This window comes from Actinoplanes sp. NPDC049599, assembly GCF_044465625.1.
Taxonomy (GTDB): domain Bacteria; phylum Actinomycetota; class Actinomycetes; order Mycobacteriales; family Micromonosporaceae; genus Actinoplanes.
In genome coordinates this window covers 438,325-453,921 of the sequence record NZ_JBITLX010000001.1, presented here as the reverse complement: position 1 = coordinate 453,921, position 15,597 = coordinate 438,325, and the positions used below count along the sequence as shown (strand labels likewise).

General features: G+C 72.1%; 17 protein-coding genes and 6 tRNA genes. 7 read left to right on the top strand and 16 right to left on the bottom strand.

Annotation, left to right across the window (positions count from 1 at the left end):
• Positions 1–9: 9 nt before the first annotated feature.
• The 3 genes from ACIBQZ_RS02095 to ACIBQZ_RS02085 form a co-directional block, all read right to left on the bottom strand.
• Complete coding sequence (locus ACIBQZ_RS02095) at positions 10–1,719, bottom strand: ABC transporter ATP-binding protein (protein ID WP_396086588.1); 1,710 nt, start codon at positions 1,717–1,719, stop codon at positions 10–12.
• Positions 1,716–3,299 (bottom strand): ABC transporter transmembrane domain-containing protein, encoded by a 1,584-nt coding sequence (locus ACIBQZ_RS02090; RefSeq protein ID WP_396086796.1) that lies wholly within the window; start codon positions 3,297–3,299, stop codon positions 1,716–1,718. The genes ACIBQZ_RS02095 and ACIBQZ_RS02090 overlap by 4 nt, the downstream gene beginning before the upstream one ends.
• A 121-nt stretch (positions 3,300–3,420) precedes the next feature.
• The gene (locus tag ACIBQZ_RS02085; RefSeq protein ID WP_396086795.1) at positions 3,421–4,278 is read right to left on the bottom strand and encodes a sulfotransferase domain-containing protein; all 858 of its coding nucleotides are present in this window, start codon (positions 4,276–4,278) and stop codon (positions 3,421–3,423) included.
• A 288-nt stretch (positions 4,279–4,566) separates the two neighbouring features.
• Here ACIBQZ_RS02085 and ACIBQZ_RS02080 point away from each other — a divergent pair, with 288 nt between their 5' ends.
• On the top strand, positions 4,567–5,079 hold the full coding sequence (locus tag ACIBQZ_RS02080; RefSeq protein WP_396086587.1) for a SigE family RNA polymerase sigma factor: 513 nt from the start codon (positions 4,567–4,569) through the stop codon (positions 5,077–5,079).
• 11 nt (positions 5,080–5,090) lie between these two features.
• A complete protein-coding gene (locus ACIBQZ_RS02075) occupies positions 5,091–5,846 on the top strand; it encodes a hypothetical protein (protein ID WP_396086586.1) in 756 nt (251 codons plus the stop codon).
• Positions 5,847–6,106: 260 nt separating this feature from the next.
• Here the strand turns inward: ACIBQZ_RS02075 and ACIBQZ_RS02070 are convergent, their stop codons facing one another.
• The 7 genes from ACIBQZ_RS02070 to ACIBQZ_RS02040 all read right to left on the bottom strand — a co-directional run bounded on the left by ACIBQZ_RS02070 (position 6,107) and on the right by ACIBQZ_RS02040 (position 6,969).
• Entirely contained in the window at positions 6,107–6,313 is a 207-nt protein-coding gene (locus ACIBQZ_RS02070; RefSeq protein WP_396086585.1) for a DUF397 domain-containing protein, read from the bottom strand.
• 157 nt (positions 6,314–6,470) lie between these two features.
• Positions 6,471–6,551: transfer RNA gene (locus ACIBQZ_RS02065), tRNA-Tyr, on the bottom strand.
• A gap of 20 nt (positions 6,552–6,571) precedes the next feature.
• Positions 6,572–6,643, bottom strand: a tRNA-Asn gene (locus ACIBQZ_RS02060).
• A gap of 5 nt (positions 6,644–6,648) precedes the next feature.
• A tRNA-Pro gene (locus tag ACIBQZ_RS02055) sits at positions 6,649–6,723 on the bottom strand.
• A gap of 5 nt (positions 6,724–6,728) precedes the next feature.
• Positions 6,729–6,802, bottom strand: a tRNA-Arg gene (locus tag ACIBQZ_RS02050).
• Positions 6,803–6,807: 5 nt separating this feature from the next.
• Positions 6,808–6,881 (bottom strand) — tRNA-Ile (locus tag ACIBQZ_RS02045).
• 15 nt (positions 6,882–6,896) lie between these two features.
• Positions 6,897–6,969: transfer RNA gene (locus ACIBQZ_RS02040), tRNA-Leu, on the bottom strand.
• Positions 6,970–7,276: 307 nt separating this feature from the next.
• Here ACIBQZ_RS02040 and ACIBQZ_RS02035 point away from each other — a divergent pair.
• On the top strand, positions 7,277–7,906 hold the full coding sequence (locus tag ACIBQZ_RS02035) for an SGNH/GDSL hydrolase family protein (RefSeq protein WP_396086584.1): 630 nt from the start codon (positions 7,277–7,279) through the stop codon (positions 7,904–7,906).
• Here ACIBQZ_RS02035 and ACIBQZ_RS02030 read toward each other — a convergent pair.
• From ACIBQZ_RS02030 to ACIBQZ_RS02020, 3 genes are all read right to left on the bottom strand, one after another.
• Entirely contained in the window at positions 7,903–8,586 is a 684-nt protein-coding gene (locus ACIBQZ_RS02030) for a hypothetical protein (protein WP_396086583.1), read from the bottom strand. The two genes, ACIBQZ_RS02035 and ACIBQZ_RS02030, sit on opposite strands and share 4 nt — an antisense overlap.
• Positions 8,587–8,702: 116 nt before the next feature.
• Positions 8,703–10,196: a dienelactone hydrolase family protein gene (locus ACIBQZ_RS02025; protein ID WP_396086582.1), complete on the bottom strand. Its 1,494-nt coding sequence runs from the start codon at positions 10,194–10,196 to the stop codon at positions 8,703–8,705.
• A gap of 107 nt (positions 10,197–10,303) precedes the next feature.
• Positions 10,304–10,948 (bottom strand): 4a-hydroxytetrahydrobiopterin dehydratase, encoded by a 645-nt coding sequence (locus tag ACIBQZ_RS02020; RefSeq protein WP_396086581.1) that lies wholly within the window; start codon positions 10,946–10,948, stop codon positions 10,304–10,306.
• A gap of 101 nt (positions 10,949–11,049) precedes the next feature.
• Here ACIBQZ_RS02020 and ACIBQZ_RS02015 point away from each other — a divergent pair, with 101 nt between their 5' ends.
• Complete coding sequence (locus ACIBQZ_RS02015; protein ID WP_396086580.1) at positions 11,050–12,255, top strand: PQQ-binding-like beta-propeller repeat protein; 1,206 nt, start codon at positions 11,050–11,052, stop codon at positions 12,253–12,255.
• A 13-nt stretch (positions 12,256–12,268) separates the two neighbouring features.
• Here the strand turns inward: ACIBQZ_RS02015 and ACIBQZ_RS02010 are convergent, their stop codons facing one another.
• Complete coding sequence (locus ACIBQZ_RS02010; RefSeq protein ID WP_396086579.1) at positions 12,269–12,622, bottom strand: hypothetical protein; 354 nt, start codon at positions 12,620–12,622, stop codon at positions 12,269–12,271.
• Between the two features lie 96 nt (positions 12,623–12,718).
• On the bottom strand, positions 12,719–13,222 hold the full coding sequence (gene msrA, locus ACIBQZ_RS02005) for a peptide-methionine (S)-S-oxide reductase MsrA (RefSeq protein WP_396086578.1): 504 nt from the start codon (positions 13,220–13,222) through the stop codon (positions 12,719–12,721).
• A 182-nt stretch (positions 13,223–13,404) separates the two neighbouring features.
• Here msrA and ACIBQZ_RS02000 point away from each other — a divergent pair, with 182 nt between their 5' ends.
• The 3 genes from ACIBQZ_RS02000 to ACIBQZ_RS01990 all read left to right on the top strand — a co-directional run bounded on the left by ACIBQZ_RS02000 (position 13,405) and on the right by ACIBQZ_RS01990 (position 15,025).
• Positions 13,405–13,833, top strand: coding sequence for a phage holin family protein (locus ACIBQZ_RS02000; RefSeq protein WP_396086577.1), 429 nt, complete (start codon positions 13,405–13,407; stop codon positions 13,831–13,833).
• Positions 13,830–14,093, top strand: a complete 264-nt coding sequence (locus tag ACIBQZ_RS01995) for a DUF3618 domain-containing protein (RefSeq protein WP_396086576.1) — start codon at positions 13,830–13,832, stop codon at positions 14,091–14,093. Before ACIBQZ_RS02000 ends, ACIBQZ_RS01995 begins: the two co-directional genes overlap by 4 nt.
• Before the next feature lie 113 nt (positions 14,094–14,206).
• A complete protein-coding gene (locus ACIBQZ_RS01990) occupies positions 14,207–15,025 on the top strand; it encodes a M15 family metallopeptidase (protein WP_396086575.1) in 819 nt (272 codons plus the stop codon).
• Here ACIBQZ_RS01990 and ACIBQZ_RS01985 read toward each other — a convergent pair whose 3' ends face one another.
• Positions 15,026–15,535, bottom strand: coding sequence for a class I SAM-dependent methyltransferase (locus ACIBQZ_RS01985; RefSeq protein ID WP_396086794.1), 510 nt, complete (start codon positions 15,533–15,535; stop codon positions 15,026–15,028). It abuts the gene before it with no gap.
• Positions 15,536–15,597 lie beyond the last annotated feature (62 nt).

Sequence of the window (15,597 nt, the reverse complement as noted above, 5' to 3'; positions counted from 1 at the left end):
GAACAGTCCTCACGTGCCGTGCCAGGAACGCCACAGAGCCGCGTACGGCCCGTCGGCTCGCACCAGTTCGTCGTGGCTGCCCAGCTCGATGATCCGTCCGCCGTCCATGACCGCCACCCGGTCGGCATCCCGCGACGTCTGCAAACGGTGCGCGATAGCGATGACCGTCCGGTCGTGCAGCACCGCGGCCAGTGCCCTTTCCGCGCTTCGGGCAGCCGTCGGGTCCAGCAGCGCGGTCGCCTCGTCGAGAATGACCGTGTGCGGATCCGCCAGCACCACCCGGGCCAGCGCCAGCTGCTGTGCCTGGCCGCCGTCCGGCGGATTCTCGCCGAGATCCAGGTCGAGGTCGTCGGCCCAATCCGCACCGACGGTCTTCAATGCCCGTCGCAACACGTCGTCCGGCGCCGCCACCATCAGGTTCTCCCGCAGCGATTCCCGGAAGACGTGGTGCTCCTGGGTCACCAAGACCACCTGCCGGCGCAGCTCGTCCGGTGGCAGGTCGGCGATCGCGATCCCGCCCACGGTCACCGTTCCGTGGTCCGGCCGGTCCACGCCCGCGATCAGTCTGGCCAGGGTGGATTTGCCGGCCCCGGAGAGGCCGACGATCGCGAGCCGTTCTCCCGGCCGTACCGTCAGATCCACATCATGGAGCACGTCCTGGCCGGAGTCGTAGGCGTAGCGCACCCCGCGCACTTCGATCCGGTCGCCGTCAGGCGCCCGGGTCGCGCGGGCCGCCTCCGCGGGCACCGCCGCCAGTCCCTCGATGCGGGCGAACGACGCGCCGCTGCTCTGCAGCTGCTCGATCCAGAGCATGATGCTGTCGAGCGGGCCGACCAGCTGCCGCAGGTACAGCACCGCCGCGGCGACCGTGCCGAGCGTGACCGACCCGGTGAAGAAGAGCCAGCCGCCGAGCAGCAGCACCAGCACGACCGGCACCACGTACGAGATCTCCACCAGCGGGAAGAAGACCGAGCGCAGGCTCAGCGTCGCCAGCCGGGTGCGGCGGGTCTCGGCGATCGCCGCATGGCCCTTGGCCAGGCGGCGGTTCCGCAGGTCAAAAGCCTCGATGGTACGGGCGCCCGCGGTCGTCGCCGCCAGTTCGTCGGCCATCACCGAGTTGGCGGCACCCTCGAGCAGGTACGCGTCCCGGGCCCGGCGCAGATACCACCGCGTCACGAACCAGATGCCGGAGAAGCCCAGCAGGCCCGCCACGCCGAGCAGCGGGCTCAGCACCACCACCGCGCCCACGATCAGCAGCATCTGCACGGCGGCGATGAAGATGCCCGGCAGGACGTCGCGCAGGGTTGTCGCGACCGCGTCCACATCGGTGGTGCCGCGGGCGGTCAGGTCGCCGGCCGGCACGCGCTCGACCACCGCGGCGGGCAGGCCCAGCGACCGTTGCAGGAAGTCCTCGCGGATCTGGGCGGCGGTCCGTTCGCCGAAGCGGAAGCCGACCGCCAGCGCGTACCGGGACAGCAGGGTCTGTGCCACCGCGCAGGCGAGCACGGCCAGGGCCAGCCGGTCCACCTGGCCCGCGCCGTCTCCGCTGGTGACGGTGTCGATGATGCGGCCGAGCAGCCAAGGGCCGCCGAGCCCGGCCAGGGCGGCCAGGGCGTTGAGGGACATCATCGTCACCACGGTCCGGCGGTCGGCGGCCAGCAGCCGGAGCGCGGCGCGACCGACCAGCCGCTGGTCCGCGATCGGCAGTGCGGCGCTCATGCCTCGTCCTCCCCGAACACCCGGGCGACCAGGCGGACATAGCCCGGCACGGTGTCGAGCAGTTCACGGTGCGAGCCGGTGGCCGCCACCCGCCCGTCGACCAGGTAGTGCACGACGTCCGCGCGGTCGAGCAGGGCCGGTGACGTGGTCGCCACCACCGTGCCGCCGCCGGCCCGGGCCGCGCGCAGCCGGCCGGCGATCGCCGCCTCGGTGTGCGCGTCCACCGCCGAGGTGGGTTCGGCGGCGAGCAGCATCTCCGGCTGCTGATACAGCGCCCGGGCCAGCCGGACGCGTTGCCGCTGGCCGCCGGAGAGGTTCCGCCCGCCCCACTCCACCGGGTGGTCCGGTTCGCCGACGTCCCGCGCCACCGCGGCCTCGATCGCCTCGCGGAGCTGCCCGTCCCGCGGCGCGTCGCGGCCGGCGACCACCTCCCGCAGCGGGTCCGCGAACAGGTCGGCCTCGTGCTCGGCGACCAGGATCCGCGCCCGCACCTGCTCGCGGGCGATGCTGTCGAGCCGGACGCCGCCCCAGGTCGCGTCCGTGGGACCGTACCGGCCCAGGCGTTCGAGCACCGCGGTCGCGTCGGCCGGCTTGGCGCCGGCGAGCGCGGTCAGCCGGCCCGGTTCGGCCGACACCCCGGACACCGGGTCGTGCAGGGCCGCGGGTCCGGCCGGCGCCGGGTCGCCGTCGGGGCTCTCCGGCGGGAGGCGGAGGAACGCGACCACGTGCCGGGCGGCGACCAGCCCGCGGGTGATGTCGAAGCCGCAGAAGATCATGACGCTCACCGGGATGACCAGCATGGCGGTGTAGCCGTACACCGCGATCAGCTCGCCGGCGGTCAGCTTGCCCACGGCCGCCTCCCGGGCCGCCAGCCAGACCACCACCGCGAGGAAGATCCCGGGCAGGCCCTCACCGAGCGCGCCGACCCAGCTGCTCACCCGGCCCACCCGGTAACCCAGGTCGCGCAGCTCGGCGGAGTTGCCCCGGTACCGCGCCAGGTGGCCCTCCTTGCCGCCGAGCCCGTTGAGGATCCGCAGCCCGGCGAGCACGTCGACGAGCTGGGCGGCCAGGGCGCCCTGGCGGGTGCGGTACCGCGCCCCCGCGGCCTGCACGCGGCCCAGCAGCGGACCCACCACCAGCGCGAGGACCGGCACGCCGGCCAGGACCACGACGGCCAGCAGCGGCGAGGTGTCGAACAACAGCACCGCGACCACCGCGTACGCGAGCGCGCTGGCCACCCCGACGCCGCCCACGTTCATCGCCCGCCCGATCGCCCACACGTCGGCGATGCCGATCGTGACCACCTCGCCGGACGTGACCCGGCGGGGCAGCGCCGCCCCGAGCCGGGTCGCGTGGGTCATCACCGCGTCGGCGGCCCGCAGCGCCGCGGCCAGGCGCAACTTGGTCATCGACCGGTGCCGCATGATGCCCAGGCCCGCGCTGGCCGAGCCGACCACCAGCACCGCGGCGGTCCAGGCGAGCAGCGTGGCCGGCCGCCGTGGGGCCAGACCGTGGTCGATGGCCTGGGACAACAGGTAGGGCATGAAGGCCAGGCTGGCGAACCAGAGCGAACCGAACATCGCGCCGAGCAGGACCCGGCCCTTCAGCTGCTTGGCCAACCACCAGAGGTAACGCGCGGGTCCCCGTAAATCCATGGGCACCATGCTGCCTGGTCACCCGTGGCGGACCGCAAAGCAATATTCACCGGGCGGGGTAGCCGAGCAGCTCGACCAGGTCTCCGGTCGCCGCGTCGAAGGCCTCGTAGACGTCGTCGTCGAAGTGGTTGCGCCAGTCGCCGGACTTCCCTTTCCGGTAGTGCGAGACCTTTTCCGTCCCGGCCGGTTCCTTGCGCATTCTGGAGAAGCTGTACCGCGCGAGCAGACCCGCCAGCTCCGCCGGCGGCAGCGTTATCCCGCAATGCCGCAGCAGCTCGTCCAGCTCTTGCGCCTGGCGTTGCCCGGTCAGATCCTCGTACCGGACCAGCCGCACCGCGTCCGCCTCCGGCGCCGTCGCCCAGGAGCGCAGGGCCTTGAAGGTGCCCTTGCGGGACTGCTGGCCGATGACGTAGAGCAGCCCCTCTTTCATCGACCGCTCCTGCAGGACCTTGCGCACCTGCGGGATGTCGCCCATCGGCGTGTGCGAGCTGCGCGTGGAGAAGTAGCTCGAGACGATCACGTCACGCGGGTCGCGCAGGACGAAGAAGGTGCGGTACCGGTCGGGCTTCGGGATCGCCGCGAACTTCTGGTGCGACAGGAACAGCGAGGAGATCACCCGGTCCGGCGGGAACGGCTGCGGGTGGCGCCACTTGTACGGCCGCGGATCGTACGGCAGCAGCCCCGAATAGCGGTACACCACCGGATCGCTGAATATCGCCTTTATCCACTGGCTGGCCGTCTTGCGCACCGCGCAGTGGTAGACGTTGTCGAATTCGCTGCGCGAGGTCACCGGAACCGTGAACCGCAGCCGCGCGTTATGGGCATCGCACAGCACCCGGCGGGCCACCACCCGCAGCGAATTGGGGGTGTGCTGTTTGGTGAACGTGACGGTCCGATTGAGCATCGCCCAAACTCCTGTCCTCACCTGCGCGCCAGGGTGCGCCGCCGGCAGGTGAAGGTCTTTGTTCAGGTTTTTCGTGCAGTCCGCCCGGTTCGTACCGCCGCCCCCGGCGACGAACCTGCTGGTGGCAAAACTGTACATCATCGATCGACAAAGTCCTCATTGGAGCGCATTGACGCCGGCCGACACGGTGCGGTCAATTGCCTGTATTCAGCAGCCAGCGAAATTGCACGGCCGGGCCGGCCCGGACGGCCCGTGCAACCTTGGCGCCGGCGCATCCGTCATGGGGGTGTGAGAGGCGATCGAGACAAGCAGTTCCACGAATTCGTGCTGGCACAGCGCGCCGGTCTGCTCCGTACGGCCACGCTGCTGACCGCGGGCGACCGTCACCTGGCCGAGGACCTGGTGCAGTCGACCCTGACCAAGCTGTACGTGGCTTGGCCGTCCTTCCAGCGCGCCGACAACCCCCACGGGTACGTGCGGCGCGCCCTGGTCAACGCCCTGAGTGACGAGCGCCGGCGATTGTGGCGGCGACGGGAGCGACCGACGGCCGAGTTGCCGGAGTTGCCCCGTACCGATCGGCACAGCGAGCCGATGGAAGAGGGCCTGCGGACCGCCCTGCGCGAGTTGCCGCCGAAGATGCGGGCCGCCGTGGTGTTCCGCTACTTCCACGACCTCACCGTCACCGAGACCGCCGAGGTGCTCGGCTGCTCGGAGGGCACGGTGAAGAGCCAGACCTCCCGCGCGCTGGTTCGCCTGCGTACCGCACTGGAAATCCGACCGGCCGTTCCGGCCTTTCGCTGAAAAGGAACAAAATGGACCTGCACCGCCACTTCGACACCCTCGCGGGCCCGGAGGTCACGCCGACCATGGATGACATCAACGCCGACCTGGACCGCGGACGGCGGGCGCTGCGCAAGCGCCGTACCGTCCAGAAGGTCGCCGGAACCGCGTTCGCCGCGACCGCGCTGGCGGCCGGCCTCGCGATCGCCGGCATCAACGCCCCGACCGACAGCGCGCCGACCGCGGCGCCGCCGCCGCAGGCCCAGGGCACGACGGCCGTCGCCACCCGGCTCGTCGCCTACAAGGGCAGCCAGCCCAAGGGCTACACCATCGACAAGGTCCCGGACGGCTGGGAGATCCAGGCCGACAACGAGTACGCGCTGATCCTCGCGCCGAAGGACGCCCTCGACCAGGACCCGCAGAGCTTCGTCGGCAAGATCGGCATCATGCTCCAGTCCAAGGACCAGCACGAGGCGCCGCAGGGCAAGAAGGTCAGGGTCGGCGACCTCACCGGCGTGCTGGTCCCGGAACAGGAGGTCACCGACCCCACGACGCTCCGGCTCCGCGAGGAGGCCAAGCGCGAGGCGATCGCCAAGGGCGGCCCGTCCGCGGCCCCGTTCCTGGTGGAGGACGACGCCAACGACGGCGCGACCCTGTGGGTCAAGCAGCCGAACGGCGTCTACCTGCTGGTGCAGTTCTGGGAAGGGCTGGGCCTGAGCGAGCAGGACATGCTGGGAATCGGCGCCGGCGTCCACGTGCACAAGGACGCGGTGCAGGGCGTCGGCTGAACAAGCCGCCAGCCAAAATGCGGGGCGAGCCGATCCGGCTCGCCCCGCATTCGCGCGCCGACGTCTTCTACTACTGCAACAAGGTGCTGAATTCCTGGAAACGCGCCTGGGAGCTCCGGGATCTCTGCGGGCTAAGCCGAAGACCCGGCGCGAGCGGTTTCTCGAGCTGGTCAACGACGAGTATCTGCGCGCCGAGAAACGCGGGGCACCGGCGCGACGGTATGAACCGCGCCGGCGTTCCACCGCAGAGCGGGACCTGATCAGTCCCGGACCTGATCGAACTCGCCGGCCTTGATTCCTGCGACCAGATGGCGCCACGCCGGCCGGGAGATGGCGAGGGAGGCGTCGGGCACCTGCGAGTTCCGGAGGCCGACCAATTCTCCGAGATCAGCTATCTCGACGCAATGGTGGTCGCTCACGCAGCGCGCGCTGCGGCGCCAGGTGGCCTGGGATCGATCTGTTTGCACGCTGAGCCTCCGGACAGTCAAAGGAGCGACGCTACCGTAGCGTCCCGGCGACTGGCGCTCGGAATTGCCCCGTCTTGTCCTTCGTACAGGCAGGTGTGTGGCGGGCGGCGGCGTTCGGCCGAATGCCACCCTGCCTGCTCGTTTGCGGCCGAGTTTGTGCGGTAGGAGGGATTCGAACCCTCTCAGCGATGCACCTGCTTTACAGGCAGGTCCGACTCTCCAGCGTCGGCGCTACCGCGGGAACGGGGTGTCCAGGTGCTCCGGCGGGTGGATTCGAACCACCACCGTACGGATTAACAATCCGCTGCCCTGCCGTTGGGCGACGCCGGACCGCGTCGGGTTGGCCGGATTCGAACCGGCGGCCTCTCGGTTCCAAACCGAGCGCGCTGACCAGGCTGCGCCACAACCCGTTGCGCGTTCCCAGCAGGACTCGAACCTGCGACCTCGACGTTCGTAGCGTCGCGCGCTTTCCAACTGCGCCATGGGAACAACAGTCTCGCCGGGTGGATTCGAACCACCGACCTTCGCCTTATCAGGGCGACGCTCCGACCGGCTGAGCTACAGCGAGACGATCTGACCTGCGTACCCGGAGGGGGATTCGAACCCTCAACCTTCCGACCCTGAATCGGACGCCTCTTCCGTTGGGCTACCCGGGCTGGCACTTTCTGAAAAGGTGGACAGGCGTCTTTTCCGGAAACGAAGAAGCCGCCCGTGCCTCGGTGTGAGGTGGGCGGCTCAAGACGCAGGAAATGCTGCGCTAACCGCTCCACCGCCGCCGTCCACGACTGCGCGTGGGACGTCGAAGGTCAAGCTCAACCGGCATGAGGGGCAGAATATTCGGATAGCCGGACGCGATAGCGGGCTGCTGCGACATGACGGTTCACTCCCCTCGGGCTTGGTGGTCATAGCTTGCGCGACCCGGCGCGGATGCGCCAGCGATTATCGGTCGGCCATGATGGCGGCATGATCTTCTCCACCGGACAGCGGGTCGTTTTCATCGGCGACAGCATCACCGACTGCGACCGCCGGGGCGCCGCGCCGCCCTACGGCGACGGTTACGTCGAGCTGGTGCGCAGCCTCGTTGTCGCCCGTCATCCCGAGCTCGGGCTGAGCTGGGTCAACCGGGGCGTCGGCGGTGACACCGTGCGGGATCTGGCGGCCCGGTGGGAGGCCGACGCGATCGGCACCGCGCCCGACTGGCTCTCCGTCATGATCGGCATCAACGACGTCTGGCATGCCTTCGGCAGTCAGCCGCGCAAGGCCGTGCCTCTCGACGAGTACGCGACGACGCTGCGCACGTTGCTGCGCCGGGCGGTCGACCGCACCGGCTGCCGGCTCATCGTCGCCGAGCCGTACATCATCGAGCCGGACCGGGCCGAGCCGCAGCGCGCCGCCAGCGACCGGTACGGCCTGGTCGCGCGGGAGATCGGCGCGGAGTTCCGGGCGGTGGTCGTGCGTACCCAGGACGCGTTCGACGAGGTGCTGCGGTCGACCACCCCGGCGGACTGGGCCGACGATCGCATCCACCCCAACCGGCCGGGGCACGCCGTCATCGCCCAGGCGTTCCTGCGGGCGATCGGATACCAGCTCTAGTCGAGGATCGGCAGGGTGGACGGGCCGTTGTCGACGAACGCGTACGTCGTCTTCAGCGGCGCGTCGCCCAGTTCCTCGGCGATCAGGCCGGACTGCGGGAACACCTGGAGGAACGCGCTCTGGTTGCTGATCGCGTACGTGGGCTCGCCGGTCTTGGTTTTGGCCCGCTGCCGGGTGATCGTGAAGAGCTGGCCGGCCCGGCCGGCGTCGCAGGCCGCGGCCTCGACGGTCAGCGGGGCGGTGCCGTTGTTCTTGATGCCCAGGCACGAGGGTTCGCCGCTCGCGCCCGCCTTGGCCGTCTTGATCAGGTGCTTGCCGCCGGACGGGGTGAGCACGAACAGGCCGTGCTCGGCCTCGCCGTCGGTGAGCGTGAGCCGGCCGCGGTCGTCGACCACGACGATCGACTCGAAGCTGGGGACCGGCTTGATCACGATCTGCCGCTTGCCGGCCAGGATCGGGTCCTCGGCCTTGCCGGTCGCGGCCTTCTTGCCGCCGGCCTTCTTGCCGGCCGGCTTGCTCCCGGCCGACGATGCGGCGACCGGCGTCGGGCTCTCGGCGGGCGGCGTGGTGAAGGCGACCGGCCCGCCGGACGTCCGGTCGACGGGGGTGCAGGCCTGCTGGCTGAGCAGCGCGCCGGCGGCCAGGACGCCGAGGAGAACGGTGGTACGACGATTCCGCACGGGATTCCTCCAGATCGATGTACGTCCGACCCGGCCCATGCTTGTCGATCTATGGGTGCCCGCGCGTTGCCGCCGTGCACAGTGGCACGAACCCTGGAGTTCTCCACGCGTCCGGCCTAGCCGATCACAGGGAGTGTGGTCGCGATCGGCCACGCCACGACCAGTGATCCGACGAGCGCGATCAGCCACGGCGGCGCGGCGAACCGGTGCAGCAGGGCGCTCCAGCCCGCCTGCCACACCAGCAGGACCGCCAGCAACGGCACGACAAGCAGCACAAAGCCCGAGGTGAGCCCGACGACGGCGGCCCCGGTCAGCGCGATCACCGCGACCGTCGAGACGGCCAGGACACCCAGGCTGTTGCCGTTGGTGACCCGCTCGGCGGCGTAGGCGAGCACGGCGAAACCCGCCCAGACGATCACGAGCAGCCACCAGCGGACACCCACCGGCAGGGCGTGGGTGAGGCCGAGGTGCATCGGTACGGCGATCACCGTCGCCGCGTACCCGATGAGCACCGGGGTGGCGACCGCCAGCCGCAGCCTTCCCGGCGCGGTGACCGGCTCCGCGGCCGGGAAGGTGGCCCCGCGCCACCGGCGGTAGCCGAGCAGCGCGGCGCCGGCGACACCGGTGAGCCCGACCACGTAGCCGCCCACGGCGAGCGGCAGCCGGCTGGTCGGCAGCAGCGGCGCGGCCAGCGCGGCGAGCCCGGCGGCCGGCGCCGCCACCGCAAACGTGACACCGAGCTGCGGCCCGCGCAGGGGCGGCCAGCCGGCCCGGACGTCACCGAGCAGCAGCCGAGCGACGGGGTAGAGACCGGCCAGCAGCGCCAGCAGCAGGATCGCGGCGCCGCCCACCCGGCGGATCGGTGACGGCAACTCGGCCACGGCTGCCGGGTCCCCGAAGCTCTGGGCCAGCCAGGCTGCCGTCTCGCGATGGGTGCGCGGCGCGTACAGGATGGAGATGTGCTCGACGCCGGGCACGACCACCATCGATCGGTTCGCGCCGGCCGGCGCGGCGGCGCGGGCGGCCTCGGACCGGAAGCCGGGGAATTCCAGCGCGCCGACGAGCAGGAGCAGCCGCGCCGGCCGGTCCGGCAGGACCGTCGAGGAGTCCGGCAGGGAGATCGCGACCGTGGCCGCGACCTCGGGGTGCGCGACCGCGTAACGGGTCACCGCGGCGGCGCCCATCGAATGGCCGACCAGCGCGATCCGGGACGGGTCGACATCCGGCAGGCCGCGCAGATGCGTTGCCGCGACGTCGAGGTCGCGCTGCAGGGCGGCGGTGGAGCTGTCGGTGCTCGCGGTGCCGTCGGGCAGCGGACGGGTGTTGGCACCGTGCCCGGAGAAGTCGAGCAGCACGACCACGTAGCCCTGCGCCGACAACACGTCGCCGAACTGGGCCATCAACCGCGCGGAGCCCGCGAAGCCGTGGGCGACCACCACGCCGGGGCGGCGGCCCCCGGCCGGCGGGTGCACCTCGTCGAGCGGCACGCCGCCGACCACGACGTGCCGGCGGGTGGCATCGCCGGAGCCGGCGAGCAGCCAGCCGCCCAGGCCGGCCAGTACCAGGACGAGGACCGCCGTGATGGCGGCCGGCTTTTGGTGGGAGCGCACACACGACAGTACCCATGGATGTCGGTCGTTTCTGGTTCGGCGTCGGCTGAGCCGGTAGGGCAGCCCCGCCGGGACCTCGGTTCCGGCGGGGCTGCCGCATTCCCGGGTCAGGACGGGCCGCGGTCCTGCCACGTGCACAGGCACACCTTGTTACCCTGCGGGTCGGCGAGCACCCAGAAGCTCGGCGCCTCCGAGTCACTGACCAGCGTGCCGCCGGCGGCCACCGCCGCCTCGATCCGGGGCTGGATCTGCGCCGGGTCCAGCCAGAGGTCGGGGTGCCAGCGCTGCCGCGGCTCCTGGCTGCCGGACTGCTGCAGCCACAGGGTCGGCAGCACCCCGTACGGGTCGCGCAGCTCGTCGCCGTCGGGCTCCATCGCCAGCACGGCGCCCCAGAACGGCCGCACCGCGGCGAAGTCCGGGCTGTCCAGGGCGAACTCGAGCCGGGCGACGCTCGCGCATTCGGTCGCGGCGCCGGCGTCGGCTGCCAGCGTCGAGATGGTGCCGGCCAGCCGGAGGTCGCGGGCGCTGACCGCGCCCACGTCGTGGCTGGTCAGTCGCACATCCACATGGGTGTAGCGCAGGTCCAGGTCGGGGTGGTGGTCCATCGCCTCGGCGGCGGCGCCGATGGCGTCGACCAGGGCCAGCCCGGCCTTGAAGTCCCCGGTCCTGATCCTGGTCTGCAACCCGCCGAGCAGGTACGCCCACCCGGCCGGCGCCTGCTCGGCGATCTCCTGTGCGGTCAGCTTGGTCATCCTGGGATGCTCGCGCACCGGCCGGAGAAGTCAAGCCACCCTCGGGTGACCCGGCGCGTGTTGTCCGGGCGGGCCGTCGCGCCCGCGGGGAAAGTACGGCCATGCGCAGCAGAACCGTGGTGGTGGCGATGATTGCCGCCCTCGTCGTCACGCCCGGCGCGGCCGTCGCCCGCCCCGTCCCGGCCGGCCCGTCGCCGCGGGAGGCCGAGCGGCTCGCCCGTTCCTGGACCGCGCCGGCGGCTCAGGGCGCCATCGGGTCGAGTCCCACCTATGTGCACGGTTCGGTCTACTACACCGAGGACGCCTGGCCGGCCGGCGACCCGCGCAGCGGCAAGCGGATCTCCCGGCGTGACGCGGTGACCGGCCGGTCGCTGCCGTTCGCCGCGCCCGCGATCAAGGCGCTGTTCCTCGGCGAACCGGCCAGCGACGGTGTGCGCGTCTTCACGATCAGCGCCTATGAGAACGCCGGGCCGGTGGCGCGGATCCGGGCGTACACGCTGGACGGGTGGTCGTCCTGGGCGCGGTGGGTGCCCGGTGAGCAGTTCCTGCCGAGGGTCGTCGTCGCCGGGCGCCTGGTGATCGCGGCCGGCGAGCTCGACTGCGACCGTGAGCCTGAGGCGGGCTGTGCGCGTACCACTGTTGCCGCGTGGTCGGCGGCCACCGGCAAGCCGGCCTGGCAGCGCACCGTACCGGGTGGAGCGCCGCAGCTCACCGCGGCGGCCGGGCGGCTGACCGTGAGCACCTCGACCGGTCCGGGCGTCGCCGCCCTCACCGCCGTGGACGTCGCCACCGGGCACCGGGTGTGGTCCCGCAAGGGGCTCACGGCCGGCCCGGTGGCCGCCGACGCGGGCCATGTCTACCTGGCCGCCGGCGATCTCTGCGCGCTGCGCGCGGCGGACGGCAGCACGCGGTGGTGCGTCAGGGACCGCCGGTATCACGACGTCATGGTCGCGGACGGCGGGCTCTACACGGTCTCCGACTCCGAGGTGGCCGACCGCGACGAACGGGTGGACGCCCGCACCACCGGCGGCCGGGCCCGGTGGTCGGTGCCGGCGAGCCCGACCGGGCCGCTGACCGTCTCCAACGGCGTCGTCTACTTCCAGCACTACCCGATGGACGGCCCGGTGCTGCCGCATCCCGTCGACCGGCCGACCCGGCTGGTCGCGCTGCGCGGGAGCACCGGCGCGAGGCTGGCCGAGGTGCCGCTGAGCGACGGCTACAGCAGCGGCGCCGTGGCGGTGGGCGGGGGCCGGGTGTTCACGTCCGCGTACCTGACCGCGGTGCAGGGCTTCGCACCGCGGCGGTAGCGGGGGCCCGGGGTCAGCTCCAGCCGGCGTCGCGGCAGGCCTGGGTGAGCGCGTCTGCGGCGGACTTCCACTCGGTGGTGCTGTCGTTGGCGCTGCGGCCCACCGCGAGGACCCGGTCGGCGATCACCTCGTTGTCGGTGCCGGCGGCCGACTTGCTCACCGTGTCGGCCAGCGCGAGCCGGGTGGCCGCGGAGCGGGCCTGCGGGTAGCCGTCCGCGAAGTCGTCACAGGCCTGGGTGGCCGGGGCGTCGAGCGGCCCGGCGCCCTGCTCGTCGCGGGCGGACCTGCCCACCGCCAGCCCCACCAGGACCACCACGATCACCGCGGCCCCGATGATGATCTGACGCTTGTTGAGACTCAGCTTCACAGCTCTCCACTCTGACCGCACGGGCGGGAATCCGGAAGGCAGATTATCCGCCCGCCGGGCGCCGGCCCGCGCGGCAGAGCGCGCGCGTGCGAGGGATCAGCCGGAACGGCGCGGCAGCTTCCAGCCGGGCCGCGGGAAGTGGCAGGTGTAGCCGTTCGGGATGCGCTCCAGGTAGTCCTGGTGCTCCGGCTCGGCCTCCCAGAACGGCCCGGCGGCGGTCACCTCGGTGACGACCTTGCCCGGCCACAGCCCGGACGCCTCGACGTCCGCGATCGTGTCCAGCGCGACCCGCTTCTGCTCGTCGTCCAGGTAGAAGATCGCCGACCGGTAGCTGAGGCCGATGTCGCCACCCTGGCGGTTCAGCGTGGTCGGGTCGTGGATCTGGAAGAAGAACTCCAGCAGGTCACGGTACGAGGTCACGGCCGGGTCGTAGCTGATCTCGATCGCCTCGGCGTGACTGCCGTGGTTGCGGTAGGTCGCGTTCGGCACGTCACCGCCGGTGTAGCCGACCCGGGTGTCCAGGATCCCGGGGCGCTTGCGGATCAGGTCCTGCATCCCCCAGAAACAGCCTCCGGCGAGCACGGCCTTCTCGGCGGTCATCGTCAACACCTCTTTCTCCAGCGGCAGCCCTCCGAACGGTAGCGCGCCGGCCCGCCGGGGCGGGCGCACACCCGATCAGGGACGGTTGGCGGCATTTCGCATAGCCGCCGGGGTGATGGGTACCGGAGAGGGAGACGCGCTGGTCGGAACGGGTCGGCGTCGGATGAGGAACGGAGATGATCATGACCGATACCCAGTCGCGCACCGCATGGCCGGCGGAGGCGTCAACCGCGCAGCTCGTGAGTCAGATGTCCGAGCAGGTGTCCACCCTCGTCCGGGACGAGCTGGCGCTCGCCCGCGTGGAGATGGTCGAGAAGGGCAAGCGGGCCGGCACCGGCGCCGGGCTGCTCGGCGGCGCGGGCGTGCTGGCGATGTACGGCGTGGGCGCCCTGCTCGTCACCATCGGCGCCGCCCTGGCCACCGTATGGCCGACGTGGCTGGCCGCGCTCGTGGTCACCGTGGTGGTCTTCGCCGTCGCAGCGGTTGCCGCGCTGCTCGGCAAGAAGCAGGTGCAGCAGGCCGTGCCGCCGGCGCCGACGGCCGCGGTCGACAGCGCCAGGCGTGACGTGGACGCGGTGAAGGCCGCCGTCCGGCACGGGAGGCACGGATGAGCAGCGACACCACCACCCGGCCGGGCAGCGTGGCGCCGGCCGACCCGGCCGAGCTCCGGGCCGAGATCGCCCGCACCCGCGACGACCTGGGCGTGACCGCCGCCGCCCTGGCCGCCAGGACCGACGTGCGGGCCCGCCTGCGGGGACGGGCCGCCGCCCTGGCCGACGCGGTACGCCGCCCGGTGCCGGTCGCCGTGATCGCGGCGGTCGCCTCCGCCACCACCGTGGCGCTGGTGCTGATCCGCCGCAGCCGCCGCTGACCTCCCGACATGCGAGACGGCCCGTCCCGGTCCCGGGGCGGGCCATCGGTAAAAGCGAGACTTTTTCCGGATTCGCCTGATTCGCCGGGCCGTTCTCGGGCGTAATAGGCCATGTGAAACGTCTGTCCGCGCTCCTGAGCGCCCTGATCCTGACCGTTGCCCCCGCTCTCGCCCCGGCCACCCCGGCCGCCGCGGTGACCCCGGCCGAGGCCGCCCCCGCCTACCACGTGGTCCGGCCCGGCGAGACGATCAAGAGCATCGCCGCGGCCTACGGCATCCGGCGGCGTGACCTGCGGGCCTGGAACGGCCTCCGCAAACCGCACCAGCCCAGCACCGACGGCGTGCTCAACCTGGCCCGGCCGGTCACCGGCGGGCTGACCGGCTGGCGCTCCCGGATCGAGACCGTCACGGCCGGGGCGGTGAACTGGACCGTCGCGAAGAAGTGCCCGGTGCCGCCGGCCGACCTGCGCAAGGTCTGGGTCACCTACATCGACTTCTACGGCGCCGCCCAGCAGGGCAGCATCGTCGTGCACCGGACCATCGCAACCCGGACCCAGCGGGCCTTCCAGGCGCTGTACCGGATGCGCTTCCGGATCCAGGGGATGAGCCCGATGACGCTCAACGCGCCGTACATCTCCGACATGGGCGCGGTGACCTCGGGGTACAACTGCCGGGTCGTGGGTGGGAGCAAGACCTGGTCGCAGCATGCGTACGGGCTGGCCATCGACGTCAACCCGGTGCAGAACCCGATGGTCCGCGGCTCGTCCATCGACCCGGTGGGCGGCCGCGCGTTCCTCCGGCGCGACGTCTACCGGCGCGGCATGATGCACGCCGCCGGGGCCGTCCGGGCCTTCACCGACCAGGGCTTCTACTGGGGCGGGCGGTGGCGCAGCCTCAAGGACGACATGCACTTCAGCATGAACGACCGCTGATCAGGCGGCCCGCAGCAGGGCGACCAGGAAATCCGCGCCGGGTCCGAACGGGCGCAGGTCCCAGGTGGCCAGCAGCACGTCCGGGTTCAGCCCGGCGGCGGTCGCGTCGGCGAGGAAGTCGTCGAACGCGTACCCGCGATCGGCGCCGAAGCCGATCGCCACCCGGCCCTGCTCGCCGAGGTGGGCCCGCATCCGGCGGAGAATCCCGGCCCGGGTGTCCGGGGCGACGAAGGTCATCACGTTGCCGGCGCAGACGATCACGTCGAAGCGGTCCGGCAGGTCCAGCTCGGCCAGGTCACCGACGCGCCAGTCGGGCCCGGGGTGGTCCTCGCCGGCCGCGGCGATCAGCTCCGGATCAAGATCAACGCCGGTGACCTCGTGGCCGAGCGCGGCGAGCCGGCCGCCCACCCGGCCGGCGCCGCAGCCGGCGTCGAGGATCCGGGCGCCGCGCGGCACCATGCTATCGATCAGCCGTGCCTCGCCGCCCAGGTCGGCGCCGTTGCGGGCCATCGTGCGGAAGCGTTCGATGTACCACTGCGAATGGCCGGGGTTCGCCGCGATCTGCTGCAGCC

Coding starts and splice junctions, on each gene's coding strand:
- ACIBQZ_RS02085 (WP_396086795.1), bottom strand. CDS start 4,278: ATGCTCAATCGGACCGTCACGTTCACCAAACAGCACACCCCCAATTCG.
- ACIBQZ_RS02090 (WP_396086796.1), bottom strand. CDS start 3,299: ATGTTCGGTTCGCTCTGGTTCGCCAGCCTGGCCTTCATGCCCTACCTG.
- ACIBQZ_RS02095 (WP_396086588.1), bottom strand. CDS start 1,719: ATGAGCGCCGCACTGCCGATCGCGGACCAGCGGCTGGTCGGTCGCGCC.
- msrA (WP_396086578.1), bottom strand. CDS start 13,222: ATGACCGCCGAGAAGGCCGTGCTCGCCGGAGGCTGTTTCTGGGGGATG.
- ACIBQZ_RS02015 (WP_396086580.1), top strand. CDS start 11,050: ATGCGCAGCAGAACCGTGGTGGTGGCGATGATTGCCGCCCTCGTCGTC.
- ACIBQZ_RS01985 (WP_396086794.1), bottom strand. CDS start 15,535: ATGGCCCGCAACGGCGCCGACCTGGGCGGCGAGGCACGGCTGATCGAT.
- ACIBQZ_RS02000 (WP_396086577.1), top strand. CDS start 13,405: ATGACCGATACCCAGTCGCGCACCGCATGGCCGGCGGAGGCGTCAACC.
- ACIBQZ_RS02020 (WP_396086581.1), bottom strand. CDS start 10,948: ATGACCAAGCTGACCGCACAGGAGATCGCCGAGCAGGCGCCGGCCGGG.
- ACIBQZ_RS01995 (WP_396086576.1), top strand. CDS start 13,830: ATGAGCAGCGACACCACCACCCGGCCGGGCAGCGTGGCGCCGGCCGAC.
- ACIBQZ_RS02035 (WP_396086584.1), top strand. CDS start 7,277: ATGATCTTCTCCACCGGACAGCGGGTCGTTTTCATCGGCGACAGCATC.
- ACIBQZ_RS02075 (WP_396086586.1), top strand. CDS start 5,091: ATGGACCTGCACCGCCACTTCGACACCCTCGCGGGCCCGGAGGTCACG.